The 26,896-nt window shown below is 56.1% G+C and carries 19 protein-coding genes and 2 pseudogenes; 14 read left to right on the top strand and 7 right to left on the bottom strand.

Translation table 11 applies throughout. The annotated features are described in order from the left end of the window. The 7 genes from hemA to JMJ04_RS42440 form a co-directional block, all read left to right on the top strand. Nucleotides 1-1,368, top strand: a 1,368-nt coding sequence (hemA, locus tag JMJ04_RS42470) for a glutamyl-tRNA reductase (protein WP_201376449.1), incomplete at its 5' end; no start/stop codon positions are given. Further along, nucleotides 1,313-2,266, top strand: a complete 954-nt coding sequence (gene hemC, locus JMJ04_RS42465) for a hydroxymethylbilane synthase (RefSeq protein ID WP_201376448.1) — start codon at nt 1,313-1,315, stop codon at nt 2,264-2,266. The genes hemA and hemC, both read left to right, overlap by 56 nt. Next, nucleotides 2,259-3,131: a uroporphyrinogen-III synthase gene (locus JMJ04_RS42460; RefSeq protein ID WP_201376447.1), complete on the top strand. Its 873-nt coding sequence runs from the start codon at nt 2,259-2,261 to the stop codon at nt 3,129-3,131. Before hemC ends, JMJ04_RS42460 begins: the two co-directional genes overlap by 8 nt. Before the next feature lie 61 nt (nt 3,132-3,192). Then, nucleotides 3,193-3,969, top strand: coding sequence for a chlorite dismutase family protein (locus JMJ04_RS42455; protein WP_201376446.1), 777 nt, complete (start codon nt 3,193-3,195; stop codon nt 3,967-3,969). A 108-nt stretch (nt 3,970-4,077) separates the two neighbouring features. Then, nucleotides 4,078-5,394, top strand: a complete 1,317-nt coding sequence (gene hemL, locus JMJ04_RS42450) for a glutamate-1-semialdehyde 2,1-aminomutase (RefSeq protein WP_201376445.1) — start codon at nt 4,078-4,080, stop codon at nt 5,392-5,394. A 20-nt stretch (nt 5,395-5,414) separates the two neighbouring features. Continuing rightward, entirely contained in the window at nt 5,415-6,398 is a 984-nt protein-coding gene (gene hemB / locus JMJ04_RS42445; protein ID WP_201376444.1) for a porphobilinogen synthase, read from the top strand. Between the two features lie 7 nt (nt 6,399-6,405). Continuing rightward, the gene (locus JMJ04_RS42440) at nt 6,406-7,545 is read left to right on the top strand and encodes a M20/M25/M40 family metallo-hydrolase (RefSeq protein WP_201376443.1); all 1,140 of its coding nucleotides are present in this window, start codon (nt 6,406-6,408) and stop codon (nt 7,543-7,545) included. 187 nt (nt 7,546-7,732) lie between these two features. Here JMJ04_RS42440 and JMJ04_RS42435 read toward each other — a convergent pair whose 3' ends face one another. Beyond that, nucleotides 7,733-7,894 (bottom strand): hypothetical protein, encoded by a 162-nt coding sequence (locus JMJ04_RS42435; RefSeq protein ID WP_201376442.1) that lies wholly within the window; start codon nt 7,892-7,894, stop codon nt 7,733-7,735. Between the two features lie 473 nt (nt 7,895-8,367). Here JMJ04_RS42435 and JMJ04_RS42430 point away from each other — a divergent pair, with 473 nt between their 5' ends. Both JMJ04_RS42430 and JMJ04_RS42425 read left to right on the top strand, forming a co-directional pair. Next, the gene (locus JMJ04_RS42430) at nt 8,368-10,350 is read left to right on the top strand and encodes a glycoside hydrolase family 15 protein (RefSeq protein ID WP_201376441.1); all 1,983 of its coding nucleotides are present in this window, start codon (nt 8,368-8,370) and stop codon (nt 10,348-10,350) included. Between the two features lie 319 nt (nt 10,351-10,669). Next, nucleotides 10,670-11,875, top strand: coding sequence for a class I SAM-dependent rRNA methyltransferase (locus JMJ04_RS42425; protein ID WP_201376440.1), 1,206 nt, complete (start codon nt 10,670-10,672; stop codon nt 11,873-11,875). Between the two features lie 140 nt (nt 11,876-12,015). Here the strand turns inward: JMJ04_RS42425 and JMJ04_RS42420 are convergent, their stop codons facing one another. After that, on the bottom strand, nt 12,016-12,723 hold the full coding sequence (locus JMJ04_RS42420) for a histidine phosphatase family protein (protein WP_201376439.1): 708 nt from the start codon (nt 12,721-12,723) through the stop codon (nt 12,016-12,018). A 304-nt stretch (nt 12,724-13,027) separates the two neighbouring features. Here JMJ04_RS42420 and JMJ04_RS42415 point away from each other — a divergent pair. After that, nucleotides 13,028-14,202, top strand: a pseudogene (locus JMJ04_RS42415) (RNA-guided endonuclease TnpB family protein). Between the two features lie 460 nt (nt 14,203-14,662). Here the strand turns inward: JMJ04_RS42415 and JMJ04_RS42410 are convergent. Further along, nucleotides 14,663-16,114, bottom strand: coding sequence for a serine hydrolase domain-containing protein (locus JMJ04_RS42410; protein WP_201376438.1), 1,452 nt, complete (start codon nt 16,112-16,114; stop codon nt 14,663-14,665). A gap of 332 nt (nt 16,115-16,446) precedes the next feature. Between JMJ04_RS42410 and JMJ04_RS42405 the strand changes: the two genes are divergently transcribed. Beyond that, nucleotides 16,447-16,911: an SRPBCC family protein gene (locus JMJ04_RS42405; protein WP_201376437.1), complete on the top strand. Its 465-nt coding sequence runs from the start codon at nt 16,447-16,449 to the stop codon at nt 16,909-16,911. A 44-nt stretch (nt 16,912-16,955) separates the two neighbouring features. Then, entirely contained in the window at nt 16,956-17,789 is an 834-nt protein-coding gene (locus tag JMJ04_RS42400; RefSeq protein ID WP_201376436.1) for a class I SAM-dependent methyltransferase, read from the top strand. A gap of 72 nt (nt 17,790-17,861) precedes the next feature. On the opposite strand, the gene JMJ04_RS42395 is transcribed toward JMJ04_RS42400, so the two are convergent. Then, nucleotides 17,862-18,296 carry an SRPBCC family protein gene (locus JMJ04_RS42395; protein WP_201376435.1) on the bottom strand — a complete coding sequence of 145 codons (435 nt, stop codon included), beginning with the start codon at nt 18,294-18,296 and terminating at the stop codon, nt 17,862-17,864. A 637-nt stretch (nt 18,297-18,933) separates the two neighbouring features. Between JMJ04_RS42395 and JMJ04_RS42390 the strand changes: the two genes are divergently transcribed. Then, on the top strand, nt 18,934-20,043 hold the full coding sequence (locus JMJ04_RS42390) for a hypothetical protein (protein WP_201376434.1): 1,110 nt from the start codon (nt 18,934-18,936) through the stop codon (nt 20,041-20,043). 285 nt (nt 20,044-20,328) lie between these two features. Here JMJ04_RS42390 and JMJ04_RS42385 read toward each other — a convergent pair whose 3' ends face one another. Further along, complete coding sequence (locus tag JMJ04_RS42385; RefSeq protein WP_201376433.1) at nt 20,329-21,657, bottom strand: MFS transporter; 1,329 nt, start codon at nt 21,655-21,657, stop codon at nt 20,329-20,331. A 707-nt stretch (nt 21,658-22,364) separates the two neighbouring features. Here JMJ04_RS42385 and JMJ04_RS42380 point away from each other — a divergent pair. Further along, nucleotides 22,365-23,201 (top strand): annotated as a pseudogene (locus JMJ04_RS42380) (transposase); the annotation flags it as partial. A gap of 77 nt (nt 23,202-23,278) precedes the next feature. Here the strand turns inward: JMJ04_RS42380 and JMJ04_RS42375 are convergent. Beyond that, complete coding sequence (locus JMJ04_RS42375; RefSeq protein WP_201376432.1) at nt 23,279-23,953, bottom strand: HD domain-containing protein; 675 nt, start codon at nt 23,951-23,953, stop codon at nt 23,279-23,281. Next, nucleotides 23,943-26,849 carry a sensor histidine kinase gene (locus JMJ04_RS42370; RefSeq protein ID WP_201376431.1) on the bottom strand — a complete coding sequence of 969 codons (2,907 nt, stop codon included), beginning with the start codon at nt 26,847-26,849 and terminating at the stop codon, nt 23,943-23,945. Before JMJ04_RS42370 ends, JMJ04_RS42375 begins: the two co-directional genes overlap by 11 nt. Between the last annotated feature and the right edge of the window lie 47 nt (nt 26,850-26,896).

The following is a 26,896-nucleotide window of genomic DNA, read 5'->3' as shown; positions in this document are numbered from 1 at the left end:
TGCATGGATATTGTTGTTGTTGGTGCCGATCACACGACAGCACCTATCGCGTTGCGTGAGCGTCTTTCATGCTCCGCGCGCCAGGTTCCTCAGGTCCTGAGTGCGGCGCGCCAGATTTCACAAGAGAGTGTGCTGCTTTCAACCTGTAACCGCATTGAGCTTTACGCTGTATGTGAGGATAAAAAGCAAGGAATTGCCGACTTATTGCGTGTATTAAGTGAGTCGCGGGAGGTGGCAGGCGAGGAGCTCCTCGCGCACTGCTACACTTTCACCGGCCAGGAAGCCGTAACCCACCTCTTTAGCGTGGCTTGTGGTCTTCGCTCTCTCGTTCCCGGTGAACCTCAGATTCAAGGGCAGGTCGTAGACGCGCTGGAAATTGCGCAGGGGGCGGGCCTGAGTGGTCCTATCCTCTCGGCGCTTTTTCGTGCCGCAGTCACGACTGGGAAACGCGCGCGCAATGAAACAGGTATCAGCCGCAGCGCCGCCTCTCTTAGCCATGTTGCCGTGCAACTAGCACGCCATCTCTTTCCCAGGCTTGAGGAGGCGGCTGTTTTATTGGTTGGCTCGGGCCAGATGAGTGAACTGGCGGCGCGCAATCTCTATGACAATGGGGCGCATAATTTGACGATTGTCAATCGCACCTATGAGCATGCCACGGAACTGGTCGAGGCGATAGGTGCGAAACATCGCACCTTTGCTGAGCTGCTCCCCGCGCTGGTAGATGCCGATGTAGTAATTAGTTCTACCAAAGCTCCGCGTGCCCTCATGACTCTGGACATGATGCAGCAGGTCATGACCAGGCGTGCTGGCCGTCCGCTCTTGCTGGTTGATATCGCTCTTCCTCGTGATGTCGAACCCGGAGTCGCTGACCTGCCCGGCGTACATCTTTATAATATAGATGATTTGCAGTCTGAGGTGGACAGAGGTATTCATTTGCGCTGGCAAGAGGCCGAGCATGTACGCACAATTATCGCACAAGAGGTCGAGGTCTTTGAACGCTGGCTCTCCTCATTGAGCGTAGTTGGCACGATCAGCGACCTGCGTAAGCAGGTCGAACTGCTGCGCCAGCAGGAACTTGCTCGTACACTCCGCCAACTCTCCGCCTCGCTCTCGGAGCGAGAGGTGGCGGCTATTCAAGAATTAACCAATCGCATTGTCAATAAAGTTTTGCATACACCGACTTTACGCTTGAAGGACGCGGCAGCGGGCGGGCAGGGGCATGTCTACGCCGAAGCTATGCGCTATCTGTTTGCTTTGGAAGATGATAATAATGAAACGAATCACGATCGGAACGCGAGCAAGCAAGCTCGCCATGATACAGACGCAGTGGATCATCGAGCGGATACATCAGCAGTGGCCAGACCTTGAAATCGCGATTGAGCAGATTCGCACCACGGGCGACCGCGTGACGAGTGTGCCGCTCTCGCGCATTGGTGGCGATGGTGTCTTTGTCACTGAGATTGAGAGCGCACTTCAGGAGCGGCGTATCGATATCGCGGTGCATAGCCTGAAGGATCTGCCAACCGCACAGCCAGAGGGGCTCTGTGTGCTTACGCCGGGACCACGCGAGGATGTGCGCGATGTGCTCGTCTCAAAGGGAGACCTGCATATTTCGGCACAGGGTACACTGGAAGGGATAACGCCTGGGCGCGCTCCCCGCATTGGTACCTGTAGTTTGCGTCGTACCGCGCAGATTCGTCATCTCTGCCCCAAAGCGGAGATCCTCTCGCTGCGTGGGAACGTTGATACACGCCTGCGTAAGCTTGAGGCGGGCGAGTATGATGCAATCGTCCTGGCAGCGGCGGGACTACATCGCCTGGACCTGCAAGCCACGCTAGAGGGAAAGCTCAGCTATTTCCCGGTTGTGCAGATGCTGCCCGCGCCAGGGCAAGGCGCTTTGGGCCTGGAGATTCGCGATGAGCCAGCTTTCCGTGAACTACTGGCACCTTTGCAGGATCGGAACGTCCAGGCCGCAACGAGCGCCGAGCGCATGTTTATGCGTCGCCTGGGCGCGGGGTGTTATCTCCCGGTCGCGGCCCATGCCCATATCATTGATGAACGTCTGGTGTTGCGTGGACTGGTAACGAGCCTGGATGGGCAGCGGCGGATTCTCGTGCAGCAGGAGACGGGTTGGAACGCATATGCCTTCCTGGAGAATGCCGAGCGTCTAGGTATCGAACTGGCTGAGATAGCGCTGGCGCAGGGCGCGCACGGTATTATTGCGGAGCTTGATGGGAGTCGCGTGCAGGAGCAGCAACATGTCTGAGAGGCAGGCAGCAACTCAATCTCTACAGGGCCAGCGTATCCTGGTTACGCGTACACGCGAACAGGCGTCAGCCTTTAGCGAGCGGCTGCGCGCTCTGGGTGCGCTGCCTATTGAGTTTCCCACCATTCGCATTGAGCCACCCCAGGACTGGAGCCAGCTCGACGCAGCGCTACACCGCCTGTATGCTGCTGAGCAGTCCCTGCCCTATGATTGGCTGATCCTGACCAGTGCGAATGGCGTCTCCATCTGTATGCAACGCCTGCGCGCCCTGGGCCTGGAACCCGCGTGCTTACGCGAGGTCTCGCCCAGGCTACACATTGCCACCATTGGACCCGCGACAGCCGCGACCTTGCAGGATTATGGCCTGCATGCGGATCTCGTGCCAGACGAATATGTGGCCGAGGGCGTCATTGCGGCCATGCACGAGTGGGCGCGGCAAAAGGAGCTCTCTCTACAGGGCCAGCGTATCCTGCTGGCGCGGGCCGCCGAGGCGCGTAAAGTGCTGGTGGTCGAATTGAAGCAGGCAGGCGCACAGGTAGATGAGGTGCCGGCCTATTATACCAGGCCGGTCGCGAGCGATGATGAGCATGGACGCGAGATTCTGCGTCGCCTACAGCGTCATGAACTGGACGTTCTGACCTTTACCAGCTCCTCGACGGTGCGTAACTTTGTGTTCTGGCTCAACTCATGCACGCAGGGGACAGGCCTGGACGCTACGGAACTGCTCGCGGGCGTGCGCATCGCCAGTATCGGCCCCATCACATCCCAGACCGCATACGACCTGGGTCTGCACGTCGACATTGAGGCCCAGGCCTTTACGATTGATGGCCTGGTAGAGGCTATCCATCACGCTGTGAGTGCTTAAACTAGAGTAAATTATATTTTTGCGTTTTACTGAAATAATTCATGATAGAGGAATAAACATTATGGCAGAACAGACAACTGAGATCACACAACCGGTGCAGCACGAGACGCAGGCGACGGCTCCCGCAGCCGCGCCCGCCCAACCCAAACCCAAACAGCCACGCCAGCTGGTACGGTTCACCTTCTATAAACTGGATCAGCAGTGGCAATTGCTGCCCGCCGAGGTACGTGAGCAGGGCAAGCGCGAGCTTAAGCGTATTGTTGATGCCTACTCTGAGCGTGCCTTGATCCGTAGTTATGGCCTCTACGGTGTGCGCTCCGACTGCGACTTTATGCTCTGGACCGCGACTTACGAGGCTGAGGATCTGCGCTGGCTGAGCAGCCAGATTCGCCGTAGCCCAATGGGTCCCTACCTGCGCGAGGCGCAGGCCTTCCTGGCCATGACCAAGCGTTCGGTCTATGTGGGGAAAAATGCGCGAGGCGCGCACGATCCACGCCTGGTGATCTCGCCCGAGGATAGCAAGTACCTCTTTGTATATCCCTTCGTCAAGACGCGTCCCTGGTATATGCTCTCGCTCGAAGAGCGCAAGCGCATGATGAACGAGCATATTCGTGTGGGTCTGAAATATCCGCAGATCAAACTCAACACCACCTATTCCTTCGGTATCGACGACCAGGAGTTCGTCGTCGCTTTCGAGTCGGATAGCATCGCTGATTTCCTCGACCTGGTGCAGGAGCTGCGTGAGACCGAGGCCAGTCAGTACACCCTGCGCGATACTCCCATGTTTATGTGCGTCCTGGAGGAGATCGACCAGATTCTCGACGCGATTGGTGCGTAGAACACGAATAGAAATAGAAGGGGACGTGGTGTGGTGGTGTAGCCGTGTACGCAAGTAGCGGGTTACACTACCACACCACGTCCCATGTGTAGAGAGAGGAGCGTTAACATGAGTCAGCAGAGCGCGAGTGAGCGCAAGCTCAATTTGTCCAGGTCCCGTGCGCTCTTTCAGGAGGCACAGCAGGTCATGCCCGGTGGCGTCAATAGCCCGGTGCGTGCCTTTCGTGGGGTAGGTGGAGAGCCCGTCTTTTTGGAGCGCGCCGAGGGCGCCTATCTCTATGATGTCGACGGCAATCGCTATCTCGATTTTGTTCAGTCCTGGGGGCCGATGATTCTTGGCTTTGGCTATCCCAGCGTGCTTGAGGCGGTAACTGAGGCCAGCAAACGAGGCTTTACCTTTGGCGCCCCAACTCAGGCCGAGACCGAATTGGCACGCCTGGTGATCGAGAGCGTCCCCTCGGTTGAGATGATCCGCTTCGTCAATTCCGGTACTGAGGCCACTATGAGTGCACTCCGCGTCGCACGCGCCTACACGGGCCGCAGCAAGATCGTCAAATTTACCGGTTGCTACCATGGACACGCGGATATGCTGCTGGTACAGGCTGGCTCGGGTGTAGCCACGCTGGGCCTGCCTGATAGCCCCGGTGTGCCCAGCGAGACCACGGCCAATACCCTCTCGGTTCCCTATAATGATAAAGAAGCGATCAAACAGGTATTTCAGACATATGCCAATGAGATCGCCGCGGTCATCGTCGAGCCTGTGGCCGCCAATATGGGCCTGGTGCTTCCGGTCCCAGGCTTTCTGGAGCTGCTTCGCGAGCTTACGACAAAGCATGGGGCCCTGCTGATCTTCGACGAAGTCATGACAGGTTTCCGTGTGGCGCTGGGTGGTATGCAGGAACGTGTCCAGATCACGCCTGACCTGACCTGCTTTGGCAAGATCATCGGCGGTGGTCTTCCTGTGGGGGCCTATGGTGGGCGACGCGAAATTATGCAGGTGGTCGCGCCGCTGGGTCCTATGTACCAGGCGGGCACCCTCTCGGGAAATCCCCTGGCGATGGCCTCGGGTATCGCGACTCTAAAAGAGCTGCGTAAGCCGGGCCAGTATGAGCTATTAGAGCAGAAGAGCCAGCTCCTGGGCGAAGGCATCGCGCGTGTGCTGCACGATACCAATACTGATGCCCAAATAACACGTATCGGCGCCATGTTCTGCCTCTACTTTACCCGCGAGCCAGTTCACAACTACGCAGACGCCAAACGTGCCAGCACCGAGCGTTTCGCCAGCTACTTCTGGGAGATGTTGGAGCGAGGTTATTACTTGCCGCCCTCGCAGTTTGAGTCTTGCTTTCTCTCACTAGCGCAAGAAGAGGCGCAGTTGCAGGAGATGGTGCAGAGCATCGAGACCGTATTACGTCAGCAAGCATAGAAAAGGGAGCCCTGGATACAATGACAGCCAATTTCCCGATTGTTCGCATGCGCCGGACGCGCCAGAACGAGGCGCTACGCTCCATGGTGCGTGAGACCCATTTACAGACCAGCCAGTTAATCTATCCTATCTTTATTGCGGAAGGCATCACGCAGCCGCAGCCCATCGCATCCATGCCTGGCATTGTGCAGTGGCCACTGGAGTTGCTGGAGCAAGAGGCGAAGCGCCTGGTACAACTGGGCATTCCCGCGACCCTGCTCTTTGGCATTCCTGCGGAGAAGGATGCCGTTGGTTCGCAGGCCTATGCCGAGCAGGGTATTATCCAGCAGGCCATTCGCCTCCTCAAGGCCACCGTTCCCGAGCTGCTCGTGATTACGGATGTCTGTCTCTGCGAATACACCGACCACGGGCATTGTGGCGTCATCCATAATGGAGATGTCCTCAACGACGAATCGCTGGAGCTCCTGGCGCGCATGGCCGCCTCACATGTCGAGGCGGGCGCGGATATTGTTGCTCCTTCAGATATGATGGATGGACGCGTGGGAGCCTTGCGCCATGTGCTCGATGAGCAGGGCTACAAGCAGACTCCGATCATGGCATATTCCGCCAAATTCGCCTCCGCCTTCTATGGTCCCTTCCGCGAGGCGGCGGGCTCAACTCCGCAATTTGGGGATCGGCGCTCATATCAGATGGACCCGGCTAACGCTCGCGAGGCCTTGCGCGAAGTGGAGCTGGATATTCGCGAGGGTGCCGACATCGTCATGGTCAAGCCCGCGATGGCCTATATGGACGTCATTCACCGGGTGCGTGAGTATTGTGACTTGCCGCTTGCTGTCTATAATGTGAGTGGTGAATATTCTATGGTCAAAGCCGCGGCCCAGCAGGGCTGGATTGACGAGCGGCGTGTGATCATGGAGGTACTGACAGGATTGCGGCGTGCTGGCGCGGACATGATCATCACCTACTTCGCGCCAGAGGTCGCACAATGGCTCAAGGAGGCGTAGAGGACTCATGACACTCTCAAAAGACGAACTGGAGCGTATGCGAAGCCTGGCGCGCGAATATGTCGAAGAGGTTGCCACGCTCACGCAGCGCATCTGTAGGGTGCCTGCCCCCACCGGCAGCGAGCAGCAACGGGCCGCATTTGTAACTGGGCTGTTTGAGGAGCGTGGTTATCGCTGTGAGCATGACGAAGTCGGCAATGTGTACGTGCGACGCGGGCGAGGGACTGGCCCTGTCTTGCTGCTGCTGGCGCACCTGGACACGGTTTTCCCCCAGGACACGCCGCTCAACGTTCGTCGCGAGGGTGACGTACTCTATGGGCCTGGTATTGGCGATAATAGCCTGAGCGTGGCCTCTATGCTTACGCTGCTCAAGATGCTTGATCTGCTCAAGCTGGAGACACCCATCGATATCGTGGCAGCCGCAAATGTGGGTGAGGAGGGCCTGGGCAACTTGCGTGGAGCCAGGGCGGCCGTCGAGCGTTATAAACAGCAACTGGGAGCCGTGATCGCCATCGATGGTAACCTGGGGTATATCGTGAATGAAGCCGTGGGTTCGCTGCGCTGGCGCATTACCGTCAATGGTCCTGGCGGCCATTCCTATGGCGCCTTTGGGCGTCCCAGCGCCATTCATGGCCTGGCGCGTATCATCGCGCGGATTGCCGAGATCCAGGTGCCAAAAGATCCCAAGACTACCTATAACGTAGGAGTTATCGATGGAGGTACATCGGTCAATACAATTGCCGCCAGTGCCTCGGCCCTACTAGATATGCGCTCTACGGATGTGCTGGCGCTAGACCGGCTTGCCGACGAGGTGCGAACCATCGTCAAGACCGCGCCTGGCGAAGGACTCCAGGGCGTGATTACCATCCTTGGTGAGCGACCAGCGGGAAAGATTGCGCCTGACGCGCCGCTTGTGCACCTAGCGCAAGAGGCTTTGCGTTGGATTGAGATCGAGCCGCGCCTCGTAGCCTCCAGTACGGACGTCAATATACCCTTGAGTCAGGGGATACCCGCCGTATGTGTAGGCGTCTCACAAGGCAGGCAGGCCCACACACTTGAGGAGTGGGTCCCCGTAGCCCCAATCGCAGATGGCCTGGCCCAACTCCTCTACCTGATCACCCATGCCTGTGAACAACTCGCACACTAAAGCCAACACAAGAGAACACCCTGGATCCGCAGTATTTCTAGTAAGTAATGTAGGAATGGGCCCTGGTAGCCGAAGGCTACCAGGGCCCATTCCTACATTACTTACTAAGCGAGCGCTAGGAAAGATGGGGGATGGTAACAAGAAGCGATGTTTTTGGCAGAGCCGCAAACATCGCCTCTTGTTATCCTTAAGTACGCGCCGTCCGACCGGCGAGAAAATGGCAGAGGCCAGCGAAAAGCAGAATTTTACTGGCATTGCCCCGCAAACTTGCCAGAAAGCCGAGCGTCAGGCCCAGTGTCAGGCCGATACGTCCCGCGGGATGGCGAACCATTTGTGCTAATATCTGCATACAAACTCCTCAAATTATGGTATCTTTGGCGTAACTTCTTCCCTTAGTGATACGTGGAAGATTATTAAAACGTGGAGATGCCTTGATTCCTAAATGTGGCCTCCTATATGCTCTATTCGAGAAGAAATTAGAGTGTCCGGGTTGTTATTACTGATACGAGTAGTATACATGCCTGGCTCTAAAAAGGGGTGGAATATGGTGACATGTATATAATCATTTTTTGTCATTTTTTATATATGTGTCATTGGTTTTGAGAAGGCATGACGACGGACCTTAGCAACTTGCCAGGGGGGGTGATGAGCCATAAAAAAAACTTATGGAAAAATCTGTTACTATTCTCTGAGGTCCTGCGTCTAACCCTGATATAAGGCTCCAATCAGGAGTTCTAAGGGCTTTCTAATAATAAACTTAGTGAATTTTAAGGATGTTGGCGAACAGTTCAACGCCGAACAGTTCTAGGAAGTATAGTCTAAATGGTTGGGATGACCGAATTCAATCGCACTTATCTACCAATTAATTCATACGGAGTCATTGGCGATTGTCATTCAGCCTTGTTGGTCGCGCCCGACGGGTCAGTTGACTGGGGATGCCTGCCAGACTTCGATAGTCCAGCTATCTTCTGTCGTTTGCTTGATCACGAGCATGGTGGCTACTTTCAAATCGCCCCCTCCGAGCCTATGCCGGGGACCCAGCGCTACCTGAAAGGTAGCAATGTTTTACAAACCCGTTTTACCAGTACCACTGGCGAATTACTCCTGACCGACTTTATGCCGGTAGAAACCTTGCGTGCCTGGCCGTACCAGGGGATGAATAACAATACCTGGACGCGTGAAGATGGCTCATGCCACTGCATGGTGCGTATTGCCGAATGTACCCATGGCGAGATGCCTGTAACTATGACACTCAAGGTCAGTCCAAATTATGCTGCCTCGCCCAGCGAGGTCAGCCTGGTTCCTGGGAACAAAGGCGTTCTCGTTTCAGGTGGAAACCAGTACGTTGGCCTGGCTATTATTGGCGCACACCTGCATCCATCCTTAACACTCAATGTCGTACAGGACGCTGAAGATAGGCATCCTTCGGTTGTATTGAACGTGATGCTCTCAGAGGGCGAGCGCCTGCTCTTCGCGGTGGGCATGGGCCGCAACATGCAGGCGACGCGAAGACTGGTCGAGGGCGAATTGCACCAACGCAATTTCGATTCTGAACTGGCACATACCCTGCATTGTTGGCGCGAGTGGCTCTCGACCTGCAACTATCGTGGGCCGTACCGCGAGGTGGTAGAGCGGAGCGCGTTGGCCTTAAAGATGATGACCTATGCCCCCACAGGAGCCATTGTCGCGGCCCCCACGACTTCGCTGCCCGAGCATATAGGTGGGGTACGCAACTGGGATTACCGCTATACCTGGCTGCGGGACGCGACCTTTACGCTCTATGCCCTGAACGTCCTTGGCTTTACCGACGAGGCACGCGCCTTTACGCACTGGCTCAGGCGACTCACATATGCGGATGGCGAGTCGTTGCAAATCATGTATGGTATCCGTGGCGAGCGTGACCTGGCCGAGCAAGAACTGACTCACCTGGAGGGCTATGCCGGTTCAAGCCCCGTACGCATTGGCAATGGGGCCGCCAGGCAGAGACAGATGGATGTCTTCGGTGAGGTGCTGGACTGTATCCACCTCTACCGGCGCCAGGGCAGCTTTGAGCGCTATGGCGAGACACTGGATGGTCCGCTATGGAATCTAATGCGCGACCTCGTGGAGCATGTCTGTGCGCACTGGCAGGACCCTGATAGCGGCATCTGGGAGATCCGTGGCGATGACCGGCACTATGTCTATTCCAAGGCGATGTGCTGGGTGGCTTTAGACCGGGGCATTCGTGCCGCGCAGCAACTCAACCTTGAAGCGGACCTGCCGCGCTGGCTGATGGTGCGAGACCAGATTCGTGCCGACATCCTGGCGAACGGTTATAACACGAGCGTTGGCGCGTTCACCCAATCTTATGGGGATACTGCCCTGGATGCCTCCAATCTCTTGCTGCCCTTGATCGGCTTTATCCCGCCCGATGATCCGAGAATGCGTTCAACCGTGGACCGTATCATTGAAGGCCTGACGGACGAGAATGGCTTTGTTTTCCGCTATATCTCCCATGATGGTCTTGCTGGTCACGAAGGGACATTTACCATTTGTACCTTCTGGCTCGTGGATAATCTCGCTATGCAGGGCCGGGTCGACGAGGCGCGCTCACTCTTTGAGCGCTTGCTTAAATATGCTGGCCGCCTGGGACTCTTCTCGGAAGAGGTGGATGCCAATACTAGCAGCGCGCTGGGAAACTATCCCCAGGCCTTTACGCATATCGCGCTTATCAACAGCGCCTTCAACCTGCGCAAAGCTGAGATTCGTCAATCCGAGCATCATACAGATCCTTTAATTGCAGCCATTCGCTTGAACAAACAGTAAGCTTTGTCGTTCTACTGGTAGCCTGGAAGCAAACGTAGAATAGCCTGTATGCAGAATTTACCACAGGCATGAATTTGGGGGAGGGGCATTGTCCTCCTTCAAATTCATGCCTTTTTACATGAATGCATTGTTCCAATGAAGAAAGTCGTAGGTTCCAAGCTGGCTTGGACTCCGAGGCCCACAGACCGATACCCAGACGCGGGTAGATCGCTTCGCTCGGAGTCCAAGCCAGCTTGGAACCTATAATTTAACGACTTCACTATGTATGCGATAATGGCAAGAACAATATGCACTTAAAATAAGAGAGCGAGTTATATCAGTGTCATCTGTTCAATACCCTACAGCGAGTTTAAAGCCCCATAAAGATGAGAGCCTGCTTGGTGGTCATCTCTGGATCTTCTCTGGTGCCTTACAGCAACCACCACGCTGGGTCGAGCCAGGCGCCCTACTGGACGTGAAGTCCTCGACAGGCCAGTTTGTGGCGCGCGGCTACTATAATCCCCAGACGGATATCGCGATCCGTATCCTGACACGCGATAACGCAGAGTCTATCGATGGTGACTTTTTGCGTAAGCGTGTGCGCGAGGCGCAGGAGCTGCGCAGGGTCTTTGTGCCGAGTGTGACTAATGCCTATCGCCTGATTCACTCGGAGGGAGATGGCCTGCCGGGCCTGGTGGTGGATCGCTACGCCGACATCCTGGTTGCCCAGGTGCATACTCTAGGCATGGATCGCCTGCTGCCCCAGGTGCTTGAAGCCTTGCTCGCAGAGACGGGCGCACGCGGAATTCTCTTGCGCAACGAGAGCCAGGCACGTCGCCGCGAGGGTCTAGAGGTAGAGGAGCCACGCGTGGCAGCAGGGGAGGTGCCCCAGCAGATCGAGATCTTTGAGAACGGCGTGCGCTTCATTGTTGATCCCTGGCGGGGACAGAAAACGGGCTTTTTCCTGGATCAGCGCGATAAGCGCGAGGCCTTGCGTAAATATGCGCGAGGTGGGCGCGTGCTCAATTGCTTCAGTTATAGCGGGGGCTTCTCGGTCTATGCGGCCCTGAGCTCAGAAGCGACACAGACGGTGAGCGTAGATGCCTCTGCTCCAGCTATTGAGGCGGCACGTCAGCATTTTGCCCTGAATGGCCTGGATGCCAGCAAGCACGAGTTTCATACCGAGGATGTGTTTGAGTACCTGGAACAGGCCGCAGAGCGTGGGGAGCGCTTTGACGTGGTTATACTGGACCCACCTGCCTTTGCCAAGAACCAGGGTGCGCGTACGCAGGCACTTAAAGCCTACCGGCGCCTCAATACCCTGGGCATGCAGGTCTTGCGTCCAGGCGGGATTCTCTTGACCTGTTCATGCTCTGGCGTGATTGGTATGGACGATCTGCTGGGGGTCGTCTCCAATAGTGCCCAGCGTCAGAAGCGCACGGTACAACTGCTGGAGTCCTATACCCATGGCGTGGATCATCCTACCAACCTGGCGATGCCGGAGACCAATTATCTCAAATCCGTCTTTTGCCGGATTTTGGCCTAGTATAAGGTTTAAAGAGATGTGCAGAAAGATGGCGTTTTAGCTATCGACCGACGCTGCTAAAGCACGCGTCTACATATCAAGGCGCGATATCCCCCGTACCTCATATGTAGACGCGTGCTTTAGCAGCGTCGTGCTACTCTTTACTGAATTATTTCTTCTGCCTGCTTCTTGAACTCGGGAACGGCAGGCACGAAGTTCGCGGCCTCGCCCGAGAGATGGGCGCAGGCCGCCCACTGTACCAGTCTGCCCACGACATCGTGCTCGCTGGTGGTGAGTTCGATCTCGGTAATTGAGCAGTTGTGCTTCTTGCCTCTGCTAATGGTTTCCAGGCTTTTGGGACCACAAATCGCCGAGACGAGGGCGATAAAGATGGCCGCGTGCCCGGCGATGGCGATCACACGTCCCTGTTTGCCCCAAGTGGCTTTATGCAGGCCTCGTTTGCCGCGCTCGATCAGGGTCAGGAAGCTCTCTCCATTGGGGAAGCTGGCATCGAGGCGTCCATGATACCACTCGGTGACAATACTGTTATGGTAATCCCAGTTCTCAGCGGTGGGCGCGGCATCCTCGAGGTCACCCACATTGACCTCGCGGAACTCTTCATAAAGCGCCACTGGTCGCTGATGTGGCTCAGCGATAATCTCGGCGGTTTCACGGGCGCGTTTGAGGGGCGAAGAGAAGAATTCATCGATGTGCTGATCGCGTAAGTGGGTGGCAGTTTGTTGGGCCTGGAGCACGCCCTTGGCCGTCAGCGAGTAGTCAACGCGTTTATAGGAAAATTCCCCGGTAACATTTGCGAGATTTTCTCCATGGCGAATAAGAAGGATGGTATTGGTATACTGAGTATTCATATGCTCCTAATATATTTTGGGGATAGTGTTCAGGTACCATCTTCTCTATGGGTCTCAGCGCCGAGTCCCGCACTGGCGTGTGCGAGGGCACCCGAATAGGCAAAGGATCGGACATCGCTCTTGATATCATCTATACTATAGTTCCAACGACATAACATTGTCTAGTGATTTCTCGTGGTTTATCTAACTGCGCCAGAAGACCCCTGTTTTCAAACATGGGGATGAATGGCGCGCTCCTTTTTTGAGGTGGATAGGGCGGTGCAAATTGTTGCATTTTTACACTGTAACTGCTATAATATAACCTATGAAACAGAAACGCGCTTTCAAGTACCGCGTGTATCCCGCGCCAGAACAACAGCAGATCCTTGCTCAAACCTTTGGGTGCTGTCGCTTCGTCTATAACTGGGCCTTGCGCAAGAAAACCGATGCCTATTACAACGACCATCAGCGACTCTATTACAAAGAGTTGAGTTTCCTGTTGACTGACTTGAAAAAGCAAGAAGAGACGCACTGGTTGAATGCCGTTTCGAGCGTGCCCTTGCAGCAAGCTCTTCGTCACCTGGACAAAGCGTTTCTCAACTTCTTTGAAGGGGTGCCAAGTACCCCACCTTCCACAAAAAACGCAACAAGCAATCCGCCACCTATACCGCCAACGCTTTTATCTGGCACAATGGAGCTCTCACACTCGCCAAGATGAACGAACCCCTTGATATCCGCTGGTCGCGCCCTCTGCCAAAAGACGCACCCCCTTCGAGTGTGACCATCTCCAAAGACTGTGCCAATCGCTACTTCATCAGCATCCTTGTGGAAGATGAGATTGAGCATGTACCCGCCAATGAGCAGGCGATTGGTGCTGATCTTGGTTTAAAGTCCTTTGTGGTCCTCTCGACAGGCGAAGTGGTGGGCAATCCCAGGTTCTTCCACAAGGATGAAAAGAAACTGGGCAAAGCCCAACGTTGTCATGCCAGGAAGAAAAAGGGCTCGAAAAACCGAGACAAGGCACGTCTCAAAGTAGCACGCATGCATGCCCGTATCGCTGATCGCCGCCGTGACTTCCTGCAGAAACTGTCGACCCGACTCATACGCGAGAACCAAGTGGTATGTGTCGAGTCGTTGGCAGTCAAGAACATGGTCAAGCACCCAACCCTCAGCAAAGCCATCAGCGATGTGGGATGGAGTGAGTTTGTGTCCCAACTCGAATACAAGGCCAACTGGTATGGTCGAAACCTGGTCAAGATTGACAAATGGTATCCTTCCAGTAAGCGCTGTTTCGATTGCGGTCATCTCCTCGACTCCTTAGCGCTTGATGTCCGTCAATGGGACTGTCCGGAATGTGGGGTCCATCATGACCGCGATATCAATGCTGCAAAGAACATTGTGGCCGTGGGGCTCACGGTCCTTAACGCCTGTGGAGAGTCTGTAAGACCTGGACGGGCTTTGTCTCGTTCAGGCAAGACTCAGCGAAGCAGGAAACCCTAGAGGCGACTCGAGGAATCCCCTGGCTTTAGCCATGGGGAGGATGTCAATGGCCACTTGTTTTCACGAGACAAGGCTTGTCCTTTTGCTTCGTGAGGGGAACGACAATCCTCACCGGATGGACTACCAGAGATGCAAGCACCTCTCCACCATCCTCTACCCCCTTTGGCCCGGAGGCATCAGGGGCTACTTTGCGTACTCGAACTGCAGTGCGATGATGAATCCATTGAGGAGGCGCTTTTTCCAGTCCTCGTCCAGGTGAGCGCCCACGCTTTCGGTTGTACTCCTTGACCTCCTCAATGGCCACCAGAAGCGGGGCTTGCAAGTTGGGCTTTCCCGTAGCCGCATCGGGAGAGAGCCTCATAATCGAGGTAAGGTAGCCCGCGAAACTGGCAACACTGGCCAGCTTGCGAAGCTTATTTACATCCCTATTGCCTATTTTGGCAAGGATCTTAGGATTACCTCAACCGACCACGCGGCCGGTGATCGTTGTGACCGTCGTGGGACCCCAGGATGCATTCGGCTCCACTTCCAGTTGCAGTTCGCCGCTCGTGTAGTGGAAGCGGAAGACCGGGCAGAACACGCCCTCGTAATAACAGATCCTCACCTCGTAGGTGTCTTCCGCCGTCCAGGCGCCGCACGCGGCGACGGGTTCATCGCCATGCCCGCGCATGTCGGTGGTCCCTTTCAGCCACGTAGCGTAGCCGACCTGCATCGAGTGCTCGCCGCGTTCGTCGCGCACTATGAGCGTGCCGCGCTCGTCGCCGAACTTGATCGCGACGCTCTCCAGCTTCAGATCATTGCTCTCCAGCTTGTACGTTTTCCCCCACCACTGCTCTGCCTTGGGCGACGAGGGCTGTCCCTTCGGCAGCGGCAGCGACAGGATCGCCAGCTTGTCGTACAACCCGCCGTAGGCTTGCGGGTCGGCGGGCAACGCTTCCGGCTGCATGGCGGGCAGCAGATGCTCCCAGACCTTGTCCAGTACAGACTGCATGTTCCGCACACCGCCGATGATGGCCAGCACCACGTCCTGCTCAGGCATGACGATGCAGTATTGGCCGAAGGCGCCATCGCCGCGGTAGCCATCGTACCGGCAGCGCCAGAACTGGTAGCCGTATCCGACCATCCAGTCTGGGTTGGTCTGGGTGTTGCTGTTGTCGGAGTGGGCGCTCGTCGCCTCGGCGACCCACGCCTCCGACAGGATGCGCCTGTCGTGCCAGCTGCCCTTCTGCAGATACATCTGGCCGAAGCGGGCGATGTCCTCCGTCTTGATGTGTAGGCCGGACCCGCCGATGTTGATGCCGCGCGGGTCGGTCTCCCAGGTGGGGTTCTCGATGCCTAGCGGGTCGAACAGGCGCGTGCGCAGGTAGTCTAGCAGGGGCTTACCCGTCAGTCTGGTGATGATGGCCGAGAGCATGTACGTGGCCGCGGTATTGTAGACGAACCACGTGCCGGGCTGGTACTCGACGGGCAGAGACAGGAACGTGCGGGGCCAGTTGTCGTCTTCGCCTCCGAACACGTGCCTGGACGTGTCCTCCTTGTGGCCGGTGTTCATTGACAGCAGGTGCCGCACGCGCATAGCCTTCAGGTTCTCGCTGGGGTTCGCCGGAGAGTCGTCGGGGAAGAACTTCAGGACGGGGTCATCCACCGTGAGCAAACCCTCGGCCACCGCCAGGCCGATGCCGCTGGAGGTAAAGCTCTTGCTCAGCGAGTAGAGCGAGTGCGGGGATTGGGGCCCGTAGGGCGTCCACCATCCCTCTGCCGCCACGTTCCCGTGACGCAGAAGCATGAAGCCCTGCACCGCGTCCAACGGGTGGGTGTGCTGCTCAACTGCCCGGATGAAGTCCAGGATCGCCGAGGAGGGGAGGCCCTCGGCTTCCGGGCTGCTGCGCTTCAACTGAGTTATGCTTGCCATGATATCAATCTACCCCTTTCTTTTATTCGGCCCCTCATAAGGCCTGGTGTTGTCCGTAATGAATGAATTGGCCTGTTCTGTCGCCGCGCTTCAGGCTTCCTCTGTTGCTGTAATCGTCGTTCTTGTTCTTACTGTACCACATAGCGCGCTGGGTTGCTCGCAAATCGAGACTTCAACTCCCTGGTGGCGCTGACGAGATCGGGGAAGCTAAAGTCTATTGAGTGCCGCAGGCGCGAAAAGTAATGCTTCTTTAGTCCCAGCGTTGGTGTGATATGATGGTAACAACGCTTTGCTTGCGCGACAAGTAGGAATTGTGGAAAGGATAATGTGTTATGCAGTTTTCTGGCTCGCAAACGATCGCTGCCCCTCTTGAGAAGGTGTGGGCGTTTCTCTTAGATGTGAATAATGTGGCGAGCTGTGCGCCGGGCTTTCAGAGCCTGGAGCAGTTGGGCGAAGAGCATTGGAAGGCCCTGATCTCGGTTGGCGTGGGACCTGTGAAGGCCAAGTTTAACCTGGATGTCACGCGCCCAGAGAAGCGCGAACCCGAATTTATGGCCGTCAAGGCACGTGGCAAAGCGCCCGGCAGCGCAGTCGACCTCGCGGGCGATATGCAGTTAAGCGCCATTGATGCCAACCAGACGAAGATGGATTGGAATGCCCAGGTAACGATCAGTGGCTCTATTGCCAGCGTCGGCGCGCGCCTGATCAATGGCACTGCCGAGAAGATGACTAATCAGTTCTTTAGCTGCCTCCAATCCAAGCTCCAGGAGCCACAGACCGCTTCAGCTGGCGAGTAACCGCGTTGTAGGCCTTGTGCTCTTTTCTCAGGGAGGTAGAAACAATGCAAATGGCGCTTGCGCGTTGGCAAGAGATCCTGACGGCGAGGGCGCGTCAGATGGACGAGGCATATGCCCGTCTGGGGCGTTCCAGTGCCGACTTCTGGGATCGGCGCGCGCGCAACTACCACCGCTCAAGCCAACGAGTTCAATCCGATAACTCGTTGCTGCTGCGAATGGGTGAGGTGCTTACACCCGAGAGCGAGGTGCTGGATGTAGGAGCGGGCACCGGACGCTATGCGCTGGCCCTGGCACCTCTGGTGAAACACGTCTACGCGGTCGAGCCAAACGCAAGTATGTTGCGCTATTTACAAGCGGATGCGCAGGCCAGCGGGATCACGAATATTTCATCTATAGCCAGTACGTGGCAGGAGGCAGATCCCGCTCTGCGTGCAGATGTCTCGCTGTGCAGCCACGTGCTCTATCCTATTCTTGATCTGGACCGTTTCCTCGCCAGGCTACATGCAGCGACGCGGCACACCTGTTTCCTCTTTATGCGCGCCACCTCTTTTGATGAGATCAGCGATCCCCTGTGGCGGCATTTCCATGGCGAGCCTCGCTGCCTGCCCCCTGGCTATATCCACGCGCTGGATGTCCTCTACGAAATGGGCATTTATGCCAATGTCGAGGTCGTCTCTACCACGCAAAGTATGAGCTTTGCCTCGCTTGAGGAGGCCGTCGCGGAGATGCGTGAACAGTTGATTTTGCCTGAGGATCCCGAGATTACGGAGGAACTGCGTGGTATGCTGGCCTCCTGGCTGGTTGAACAGGAGGCCATGCTGACCTTCCCGTTGCCGCAGATGCCCAATGCCATTATCTCCTGGCGGGCGAATGGATAAGCAGGAACAAGAAAAGCGGGTCCCTTGCTCTCATCCGAGAGCAAGGGACCCGCTTATTGAGTTTGCGAGAAATTACGCGATATTGTTATCCAGGTTCTTGAAGATGGTGTTCAGGGTGCTGTTGACTACGCCCTTGCCGATGGGATTGTTCGCCATCGCGACCGCGCCTTCAAGCTCCGCGTTGGCCTCATACGCCAGCACGGCGCCGCCGGGCTCGTCGGAAATATTGATCTGGCAGACGCCATTGACCGAGCCACCGGTGCCCTGGCGCTGAATCTGAAGTTCAATGAAGTTAGGTTCCTGAACGCGGGTGATGTTGATGACCACCGCGTAGGGACCTTTCAGTCCGGGGATGGGTGTCGTCACAAATGCCTTGATGCGGTTCGCGTCGAGGAACTCAATCGACTGGCAACCAGGGATGCTGGCCTGGAGGATGGAGGGATTGAGAATGCCCTTGAAGACCTGCGAGCTGGAAGACTTGAACTTGTGTGTACCACTAAGTTTCATGCGAGAAAAACCCTTCCTTAGAAAAAATATTGTTGATAGCGTCTTGATGCGCTTCTGCAATATGCATGTGTTTGCATGTACGATCTAGTAGATCAGGCCCTATTGTACCGACTTCTTATGCGACTTTCAAGAAGTTAGCCTCTTTTCCTATTCCTTTGCACCTGTGGCGCTCAGGAGTAAAGTGTGATGATGTGGCGCGTGGGCAAATGCCCACGCGCCACATCATCACACTTTACTCCTGAGCATGTCCATCGCAGGGGAGACTTACGGCGTCTCGAATGGATATTTTTTATCTTCTATGAGGTCTATAAATTGCATTCAATATGCAAATTTGGGATTTTGAAATGTATGGAAAGTAGATTATCCAAATGTGCTATCTGCATAATTTTTGCAAATCTTTTGTGGAATATGTGTTATACTGCATCTATACGTTCCAACCTGTATCGTATAATCCTAAAAACTTTTGGGAGCAGCGATGTCTTTGCATAGAGAACAAGTAGAAACAACGAACCAAGATTGGCATACTTATGTGGCGAGAGAGAGGTATAATCTTTCGGCCTCTATAGAGCAGACCTTTTATCAAAAAGCTGAGAAATCTGTAGCTGCTGGCCGAGAGCGGGAGGGGGGAGATGGGAAAGTGAAGAACTCGAGTCATACCATCTATGGCAAAACGCTGATTCCACCTCGTATTAGCTTGCAATCGCGCCTGGCACCAGCCTTTTACCGCAGTAATCTGGGCGAGGAACCCGCGGCCACGCAGACAAATGTGGCCCTCATGGCTCTGGGTGAAAATGGCGAACTGAAGGCGAGTTCTGAGAATAACCTGCTGACCCGCTTTGCGCGGCGTGTCACCTCATCGCTGGCGGCTATCGGTTTCTACAAACGGAGCGGAACACCTCCGGAGTCAGGTGATTATAGAAATACTGCTGCTAGAGATACTACAAATGTTGTGGTTAACACGATCTCTGCGCAAGAGACGCTTGATTTTCCATCGATACCGGCATCTTTTCATGATGGCATGCCGACTATGAATGAGATGAGAGAGGCAGCGCATATTGCGGACCAGATGACTATACCGCCGCTGGAGCAGATGTTTGACACACCGTGGAATGAAGCCTTTCGCCCGTTGCCATCTTCGATGGGTTCATTCTCGGCCTCCATGACGAGCATCAGTTCCTCCATGGGAAGTGTTGCCGTCTCGCAGACGGGCAGGGGCAGGTATCGCCTGGCTGGCCACACTACCAAAATTCATTTGCAGGCCGCCTCACCTGTGGCTATGGCGAAGGAGACCCTGGCCTCTACTCAGATCCCGCTTTCACCCACAGCTCCCCGTGTTCCGATTGCCGGGACGCGCCGCAAGGAGAGCGTGAGCGCCTATATACCAGCCGTGCAGAAGGGAAGCGAGAAGCGTGCAAGTGAGGACATTGTGACTACACATGCCCCTGGTCTCCTGCCCGATACGCCCATGGAGATGATGCGTAATAGCGCTTACCTTACGGCCCTGAAACCAGTGCAGACAGCACGAAAGACGGCGAATGCGGGGAGTGGCGTCTTTGAGAGCGCTCAGCGCGACGTCACCATTAATCATGAACAGGTCAGTGCCACCAGTACGGTCCTGGTCACGTTGACATCTGACCCTGGCCCGGTGGTGGTGCATTTCGTCACGCTCCAGCCCGGCGTCGGCTTCACCGTCCACCTGACGGCCCCTGCATCTAAACAAGCAACCTTTAACTACATCATCCTCTAGCAGTTTGTCGGAGAGAAGGAAGTACTTACCACACGAAGCGGCAACATGCTTGATGTTGATGGGGAGAGCCCGTGGCCAGCAATAAGGTGTGACAAGATTACCGGGGTAAAACCTACGCGAAGCGCTTCGCGTAGGTTTTACCCCGGTAATCTTGTCACACCGATCTGGGCGAATAGACTTGGCAATATACAGCAAAACAGCTGGACGCTGTTCTCCTTGCGAAGTGCAGCGAGATCCGATCACTCTTTGAGCCAGATCTTGCGATGACTCTGCATGACGCTGATCCTACTCTAGATCTTTGCGTGCTAGGTCGCTCAGCGATGGAATGGCTCGTAGTCGACGGTTCAAGGTGGCAAACAATGCGATGAGAGCTTGAGGCACAAAAAGCAGCACCACTGTCTGAGCCGGACCAATCCATTGAATCAACAACCCGGCGAGTGCGAGGCCCAGGGGCATGCTGCCAAGAGAAAGGAGACGGAATACGCTCTGCACGCGCCCCTGCAAATGGTCTGGGATCACGATCAGGCGATAACTGGACTGGACTGAATAAAAAACGGGCACGACAATGAAGCTCACTCCGTTGGCGACCCCTAACACCCAGAGATTCGGCGCGACGGCCAGGGCGAGCCAGGAAACGGCCCAGACCCAGGCTGCACCGATCGTCAACGGCCCAACGGCGAAACGCTTTTGCAAGGGACCACTCAGCACTGCTCCGGCAATACTGCCCACACCGCCACTGGCGAAAAGCATGCCGATGGCAAGCGGCGTGGCATGCAGGTCCTGCGCCAGCACAATCAGGATCAACGTAAAGCCGACCGTGGGGAAGACCAGTCCCAGGGTCAGCAGGGCCAGAAAACGCAGGACGTGCTCGCGCCAGAGCCAAAGAAGCCCCTCGCCGATCTCGTACCAGATTTTGCGCGGTTCCTCCGTGCGCCCCTCTTGAAAACGCGCGTGCATCAAAAAGATGCTGAGCACCGAACAGACGTAAGAGATCGCATCGGTCAAGAACGGGACCGCGTGCCCCACGCCATAGAGGAAGCCGCCCAGAAATGGTCCCAGCGTCCAGGAGGTCGAGTCGATGACCTGATTCTGCGCACTGGCGGCGGGGATCTGCGCTTTGGGCACTACGTGCGGCAGGCAGGCGATCTGGGCCACCGAAAAGAAGGTCATCAGCGTCCCCTCGACCAGCGCGACCAGGCAGAGTTGGAGAAGGCCCAGGCGGCCCAACCAGAGCGCGACGGGAATACTGCCCAGGGCAAGCGCTCGCCCCGTGTCGCAGATCAGCATCACCCGCTTGCGATCCCAGCGGTCGATGAATGCGCCTGCAGGCAGGCAGAGCAGAGCGAAAGGCAGGCTGCGCAGAGCACCAACCAGGCCGGCCTGAATTGCTGAGTGCGTAATGCCCAGGACCAGCAGGGGAAAGGCCAGCAGTGAAACCTCGCTGCCGACGCTTGAAAGGAGTTGGCTGCTCCAGAGCAGCATAAAATCGCGGTTGTGCCACAGGGGCGCAAGATGCCGCACCTCCTTCGCCGATGATGGTGAACTGAGTTCGGAAGAGCGCGAGCTTTCCGCGCCACCTGATTGATCATTCAGAATATCTTGTTCACTAATCATGTTCGTTTCTAACTTTCTTCTCTCTCTTTGAAAAGTTTGCCCCTCTTCAAGCTGCCCGTGTCTGCGAACCCGGCACAAAACGCGCACCTGCGCTTTCGCGCGTTCGGCCAACAACTGCCTAACGAGCAGAGACGCCGCAAACGGCCAGTGTGTACGGGAGCAGGAAGAGTTACAAACATTTTCCCGGCAACGATTGGGCAGACCGTACCATTCCCAGAAGGAAACAAAGGATGAACGGGCGTCTGCGCGAATCGCATATCTGGTAGAGCTACAAGATTGGTAGCCTTGTGGGGTCGCGAACATCACAACGAGCATGCACTTTACACCATGCAGCAAGGTATAGACGCCACTGCTGGAACAGATTGTGGTTCTCTGGCAAGAGCTGTTCCTTTTGCTCGATCAACGTCGCGTATTCAGATATGACAGGCTCCCTCGCACATGAAGACCTGTATGTGAGGATGAAGCGTTAGAAGACCTTCAACGCGAAGGTGGAGGTAGTAATCATGTTCATTCCTTTCGCGTAGTGGGGCAAGTATAGCGAAGAAAATACCATCAGTCAAGAGAGGTCCCGGCCTTTTTGCCCCCCAGAATCCCCACTAAGGATTCTGCGAGACGATTCGGCCTCGTTTTCTTCCCGCTAAGCCAGGAATAGATGGGCGTCCTTGCTTGGTGTAGTCCCTCCCGCTTGTGGTGGTATATTGGTGAATATGAGTAAAACGTTCAAAACAGTAGATTACGCTCAGAAGCTTGACCTGACCGTGCGCCTGGGTGATTGTTTGCCTCCTGATCATCTCGCCCGCTTTGTGGTAGATAGCGTGGCACAACTTGACCTCTCGGCGCTCTATGCTCGGTATGGGTCGCGCGGCGGGGAGCCATATGCCTCTGAAGTGCTGTTGGGCTTACTTCTCTATGGGTATGCCACTGGGGTATTCAGCATGCGCAAGATTGAGCGAGCCACCTATGAGGCAGTCCCCTTTCGCTTTATCGCAGGCAATCTGCATCCCGATCACGACACGCTCGCTGCCTTCCGATGCACGTTCTTGTCAGAGCTGAAAAATCTCTTCGTACAGGTGCTTTTGCTTGCGCAAGAGGCAGGCGTCTTGACACTGGGAACGATCAGCCTAGATGGAACGAAGGTGCATGCCGATGCCTCCAAACGCAAAGCGGTGAGTTACAAGCGTCTGCTGGAACTGGAGACCCAACTGCAAGCCGAGGTAGAGGAGTTGTTTGCTCAGGGTGAACAAAGTGAACAGCCAGAGATACCTGATGAACTGGTGGTGCGCAAGGAGATCGCACGACGACAGGACCGCCTGGTGCGGCTGGCAGAGGCCAAAGCAGCCTTGGAAACACGCGCGAAGGAACGGGTGTCAGTTGAGCAGGCGGAGTATGAGGCTAAACTGGCGCAACGCAAGGAGCGAGAGCGCACGACGGGACGTCGCCCAGGAGGTCGTCCACCAGCTCCACCGACAGAAGGGCCACGTGATAGCGATCAATACAACTTCACCGACCCAGAATCGCGCATCATGAAAAGCTCAACGCATGCTGAAAGTACGCGTCTACATATAGATCATATGTAGACGCGTACTTTTGTAGCGTCGTCCCACCTCCACATCCTGTATCTTTACAGCTCTCCTTGTACTTCCTGGCGCAGGCGCTGGAAGAAGTTTTCCATATAGTCAAAGCGCTCCTGTGCCAGTTCGCGGCCGGTCGCGGTCGTCATGCGCTGGGGCATGGCATCGAAGAGCAGTTCAAACTCGATGCTTGGCGAATAGTCAGGGCGCCGACGGAGCTGGCGGACGAGGAGGGGATCGACAGGTCGACTGACCTCGGGGGGAACCTCTGAGTAGACCTTCTGGTTGTAGCGTCCCGTAATGCAGAAGAGGCGCGCAATCCCAATTGCGCCTAGACAATCAATCTTATCTGCGTCATAGAGGATACGCCCTTCGAGGGTGCGCGGAACCTGGCCCCCTGTCATGCGATGGTCGCGAATGGCCTGCTGGACCAGGGGAATGCTCTCCTGGGGGAAGTGGGTATGCGCGAGCAGGTCGGCGGCCATATGCGCGCCTATCTCGGCATGGTCGCCACCATGCAGGCGTTCGCGCTCCTGCCCGATATCGTGAAATGCGACCGCGGCCCAGATCACGGGCAGATTACCACCCTCCCTGGCTTGAATCGTCTCTGCCAGGGACATGACACGAAGTAAGTGGTCAAAATCATGTGAGGCATCCTTACACTCTTCTTGTTCCAGTACCTCCCTGGCGCGTTCCACGATCCAGGAGCGAAGTTCAGGCTTCAATGATGTCAGATCTTTCTACTAATGGTAAGGTGAGAATAAAACAAGTGCCCTCGCCCGGTATACCCCTACTCTCGACGCCGATATGCCCACCATGCAGGCTTAGAAACTGTGCCACGACATACAGCCCCAGGCCCACACCCCTGGTCTTGTTCCCTTCGATATTGGGGGCGCGATAAAAGCGCTCGAAGAGGCGTGCCTGGGCATCGAGGGGGATGCCAATGCCCTGATCTTGTATGCGTATCTCTACAAAGGGATCCCCGCTGGCGTTAGGTGTCTGCTGCAAGGTAACAGTAATAGATCCTCCGAACGGACTGTATTTTATCGCATTTTGTAGGAGGTTCGCAAAGACCTGGGAGAGGCGGGCGCTATCACCCAGGATGAGGTAGGGGTGCGCGCCTGTTTGAACCTGGCAGGTGATGGTATGCATGGGCGAGGTCATAGCATGCTCGGCGACCGTCCGCTCAACGATACGCTGGATATCAAGTTCTTCTGTATTGAGCACGATCTGGCCCCGATTGAGGCGCGTTACCTCCAGGAAGGTATTGACGATGTTAGTGAGTTGATGGCCCTGTTGATCAATCGTGGCGATGCTCTCATGCAATTTGTCCTGGAGCACTGGCTCAAGTTGATGCTTGCGGAGCAGGCGTGCCATCATCTGGCTATGGGCGACGATAATGGTGAGCGGCGTGCGAAACTCATGGGCAGTAATATCGAGAAATTCGTCTTTCAGATCATTTGACTGGCGCATAAGCTCCTCACTGGTGCGGGCGAGGGTCGCCTCCTTTTGCCAGTGCATCTGTTCCATGGCCAGGCCCGCGAACTGCGCGATACCTTCGGCGACCGCGAGATCCCAGACATTAAAGACCGGGTGGCGCAGGGGACGTGTCGCGCCCTCCTGTGGATGCTGCTCCCTGCGCAGCGTAGTCGAGCGGTCGAGCAGAATAACCCCGTGGAGGTCGTTACGATGCATAATGGGAGCCGCGATGAGCATGGTTTCGGCGAAGGGATTAGGCTGCTCCGGGCATTGTTCCGCGCTGACCTGGAGCGCGTGCCCGGCCAGCAGGTGTTCCCGAAATCCCGTGTACTGTCCCTCTGTTGGCATAAGCCAGGTTTGTTGCTCTTGCTGCCAGAGCTCCTCCTCCTCTGGAGCGAAACCAATGGAGAGATAGGGTTCAAATACATGCTGTTCCTGGTTGTAGAGCTGAACCATACCGCGATCACAATGCAGCGAAGCCAGGGTTTTCCCCAGCAGGCTCTGTAGCATATCGTGAAGGTTCGTCAGGCCCGAAGCTGCCTCGGCGGCATGGAGCATGGTATCCAGTGCGCGCCGGACGCGCCGCTCGCTACGTATCTGTTCGCTGATATCCCGAAATGCGCTGACGATGCCAATCTGTTGCTGTTGATCGTCTAGGAGCGGCTCGACATTTATCTCCATGGTACGCTCGGAGCCATCGGCGCTTGTGGTCACATAGCGCTCGCCACGGATATATTCGCCACGTAGTGCGCGTACAATCGGGAAGCGCTCAGGTGGAATAGTTTTGCCGCGTAAGGTTGAAATATGTCGATGTTGGAGGAGCTTGGAGAGGTCAATTTGCGCGTCAAAAGAGGTTTCCAGGTAGCGCCTGGCCATATGGTTGCTGAGAATGGCCTCCCCTTGCATATCCAGGACCAGGATGCCCTCGCTCATGGCGTTGAAGATAGCATCAAGAGTATTGGCGCGTTCATTCGCCAGGGCGGCGGCCCGGCGGGCCTCCTGCAAAATATGATCTTTCTCGATGGCCAGGGCACACTGAGCGGCGATATCCAGGGCAAAGGCGCGATATCCCTGCGAGGGGGCACGTGCATGCAGGGGAAAGCCAATCAAGGCCAGTCCCAGGCACGAGGTCTCGCCACGCGCCGTCCGCCGACTATGCTGGCGGGGAAGATTCCCCATCAAGGGAGCCACGAGGACTTGCTCAAAACCAAGTTGCTGAAACCAGGCACGCTCATGTGGAGTGGCCTGATCGGAGGGAATGAAGTAGGTCTTCCCCGTTGTGGCCGCTTGCTGACAGTGAGATAACGCTGGCAGGTGGGGGCCTTCGCTGGGTGTTGAGGAGGTTGACTCGCCCTGGATCATCATGGTCAGGGTCGTGTCCTGGGAGAGAAGCGCAATGGCTGCCTTGCCCGTACCAAAGCCCTGTTGGAGGTGCTGTGTGGCAATATGCAAGACCGTCGCCAGCTCCTCACCGGAGTTGACGGCCATAGCAACCTGGTAAATAGAGCGGGCGCGCTGGATCAGGCGTTCGGCGCGCTTGCGCTCGCTCTGTGCTTGCTGATAGAGGCGAGCATTATGAATAGTGAGCGCGGCCTGCTGGCCGATGGCGCGTGCCAACTGCTGTTGTTCCGCACTAAAAAGCGTTTCCTGCTGGGGATTATCGAGCGACATGATGCCCACGGGTTTGCCTTCACGCAAGAGCGCGATCAATAGAATCGAGCGCACCAGAAATTTATCAGCGAGCAGGCGCATGTGGGAACTGGGGGTACTGGCGAGATCGCTAAGTGCCAGGCAGGGTTGTTGTTGTACGAGGTGTTGTACAATAGGATCATGAAAGGGAAAGCGACTTCGGTGCCAGACGTGGTCGGCGGCCTGGAGCGCCTTCGGCGGAAAGCTTGAGGCGTTCAGGTGATAGGCTGAGGGGAGAAAGGAAGTCTGGGCTTCGTCGAGGAGCCAGACCGCGCAGCGCTGCACTTCGCACACTTCTGTGGTACGGCGCACGAGTACCTGTAAAATATGGGTCGGGTCCAGCGAAGAGGCCAGCAGTTCTGAGAGTTCGCGCAACAACTCGCTCTCGCGCAATGCGTTTCTCAGTCGAATGTGCTCTTCATTACTTGTCGATATAGATTGCTCTCCAGGCATACTTACGACCTCTTCCGAAGCTACATGGACCTCAAAAAGGCACGTGC

It is taken from the genome of Ktedonobacter robiniae, assembly GCF_016587375.1.
Taxonomy (GTDB): Bacteria; Chloroflexota; Ktedonobacteria; order Ktedonobacterales; family Ktedonobacteraceae; genus Ktedonobacter; species Ktedonobacter robiniae.
This window is presented reverse-complemented; position numbering and strand designations above follow the sequence as displayed.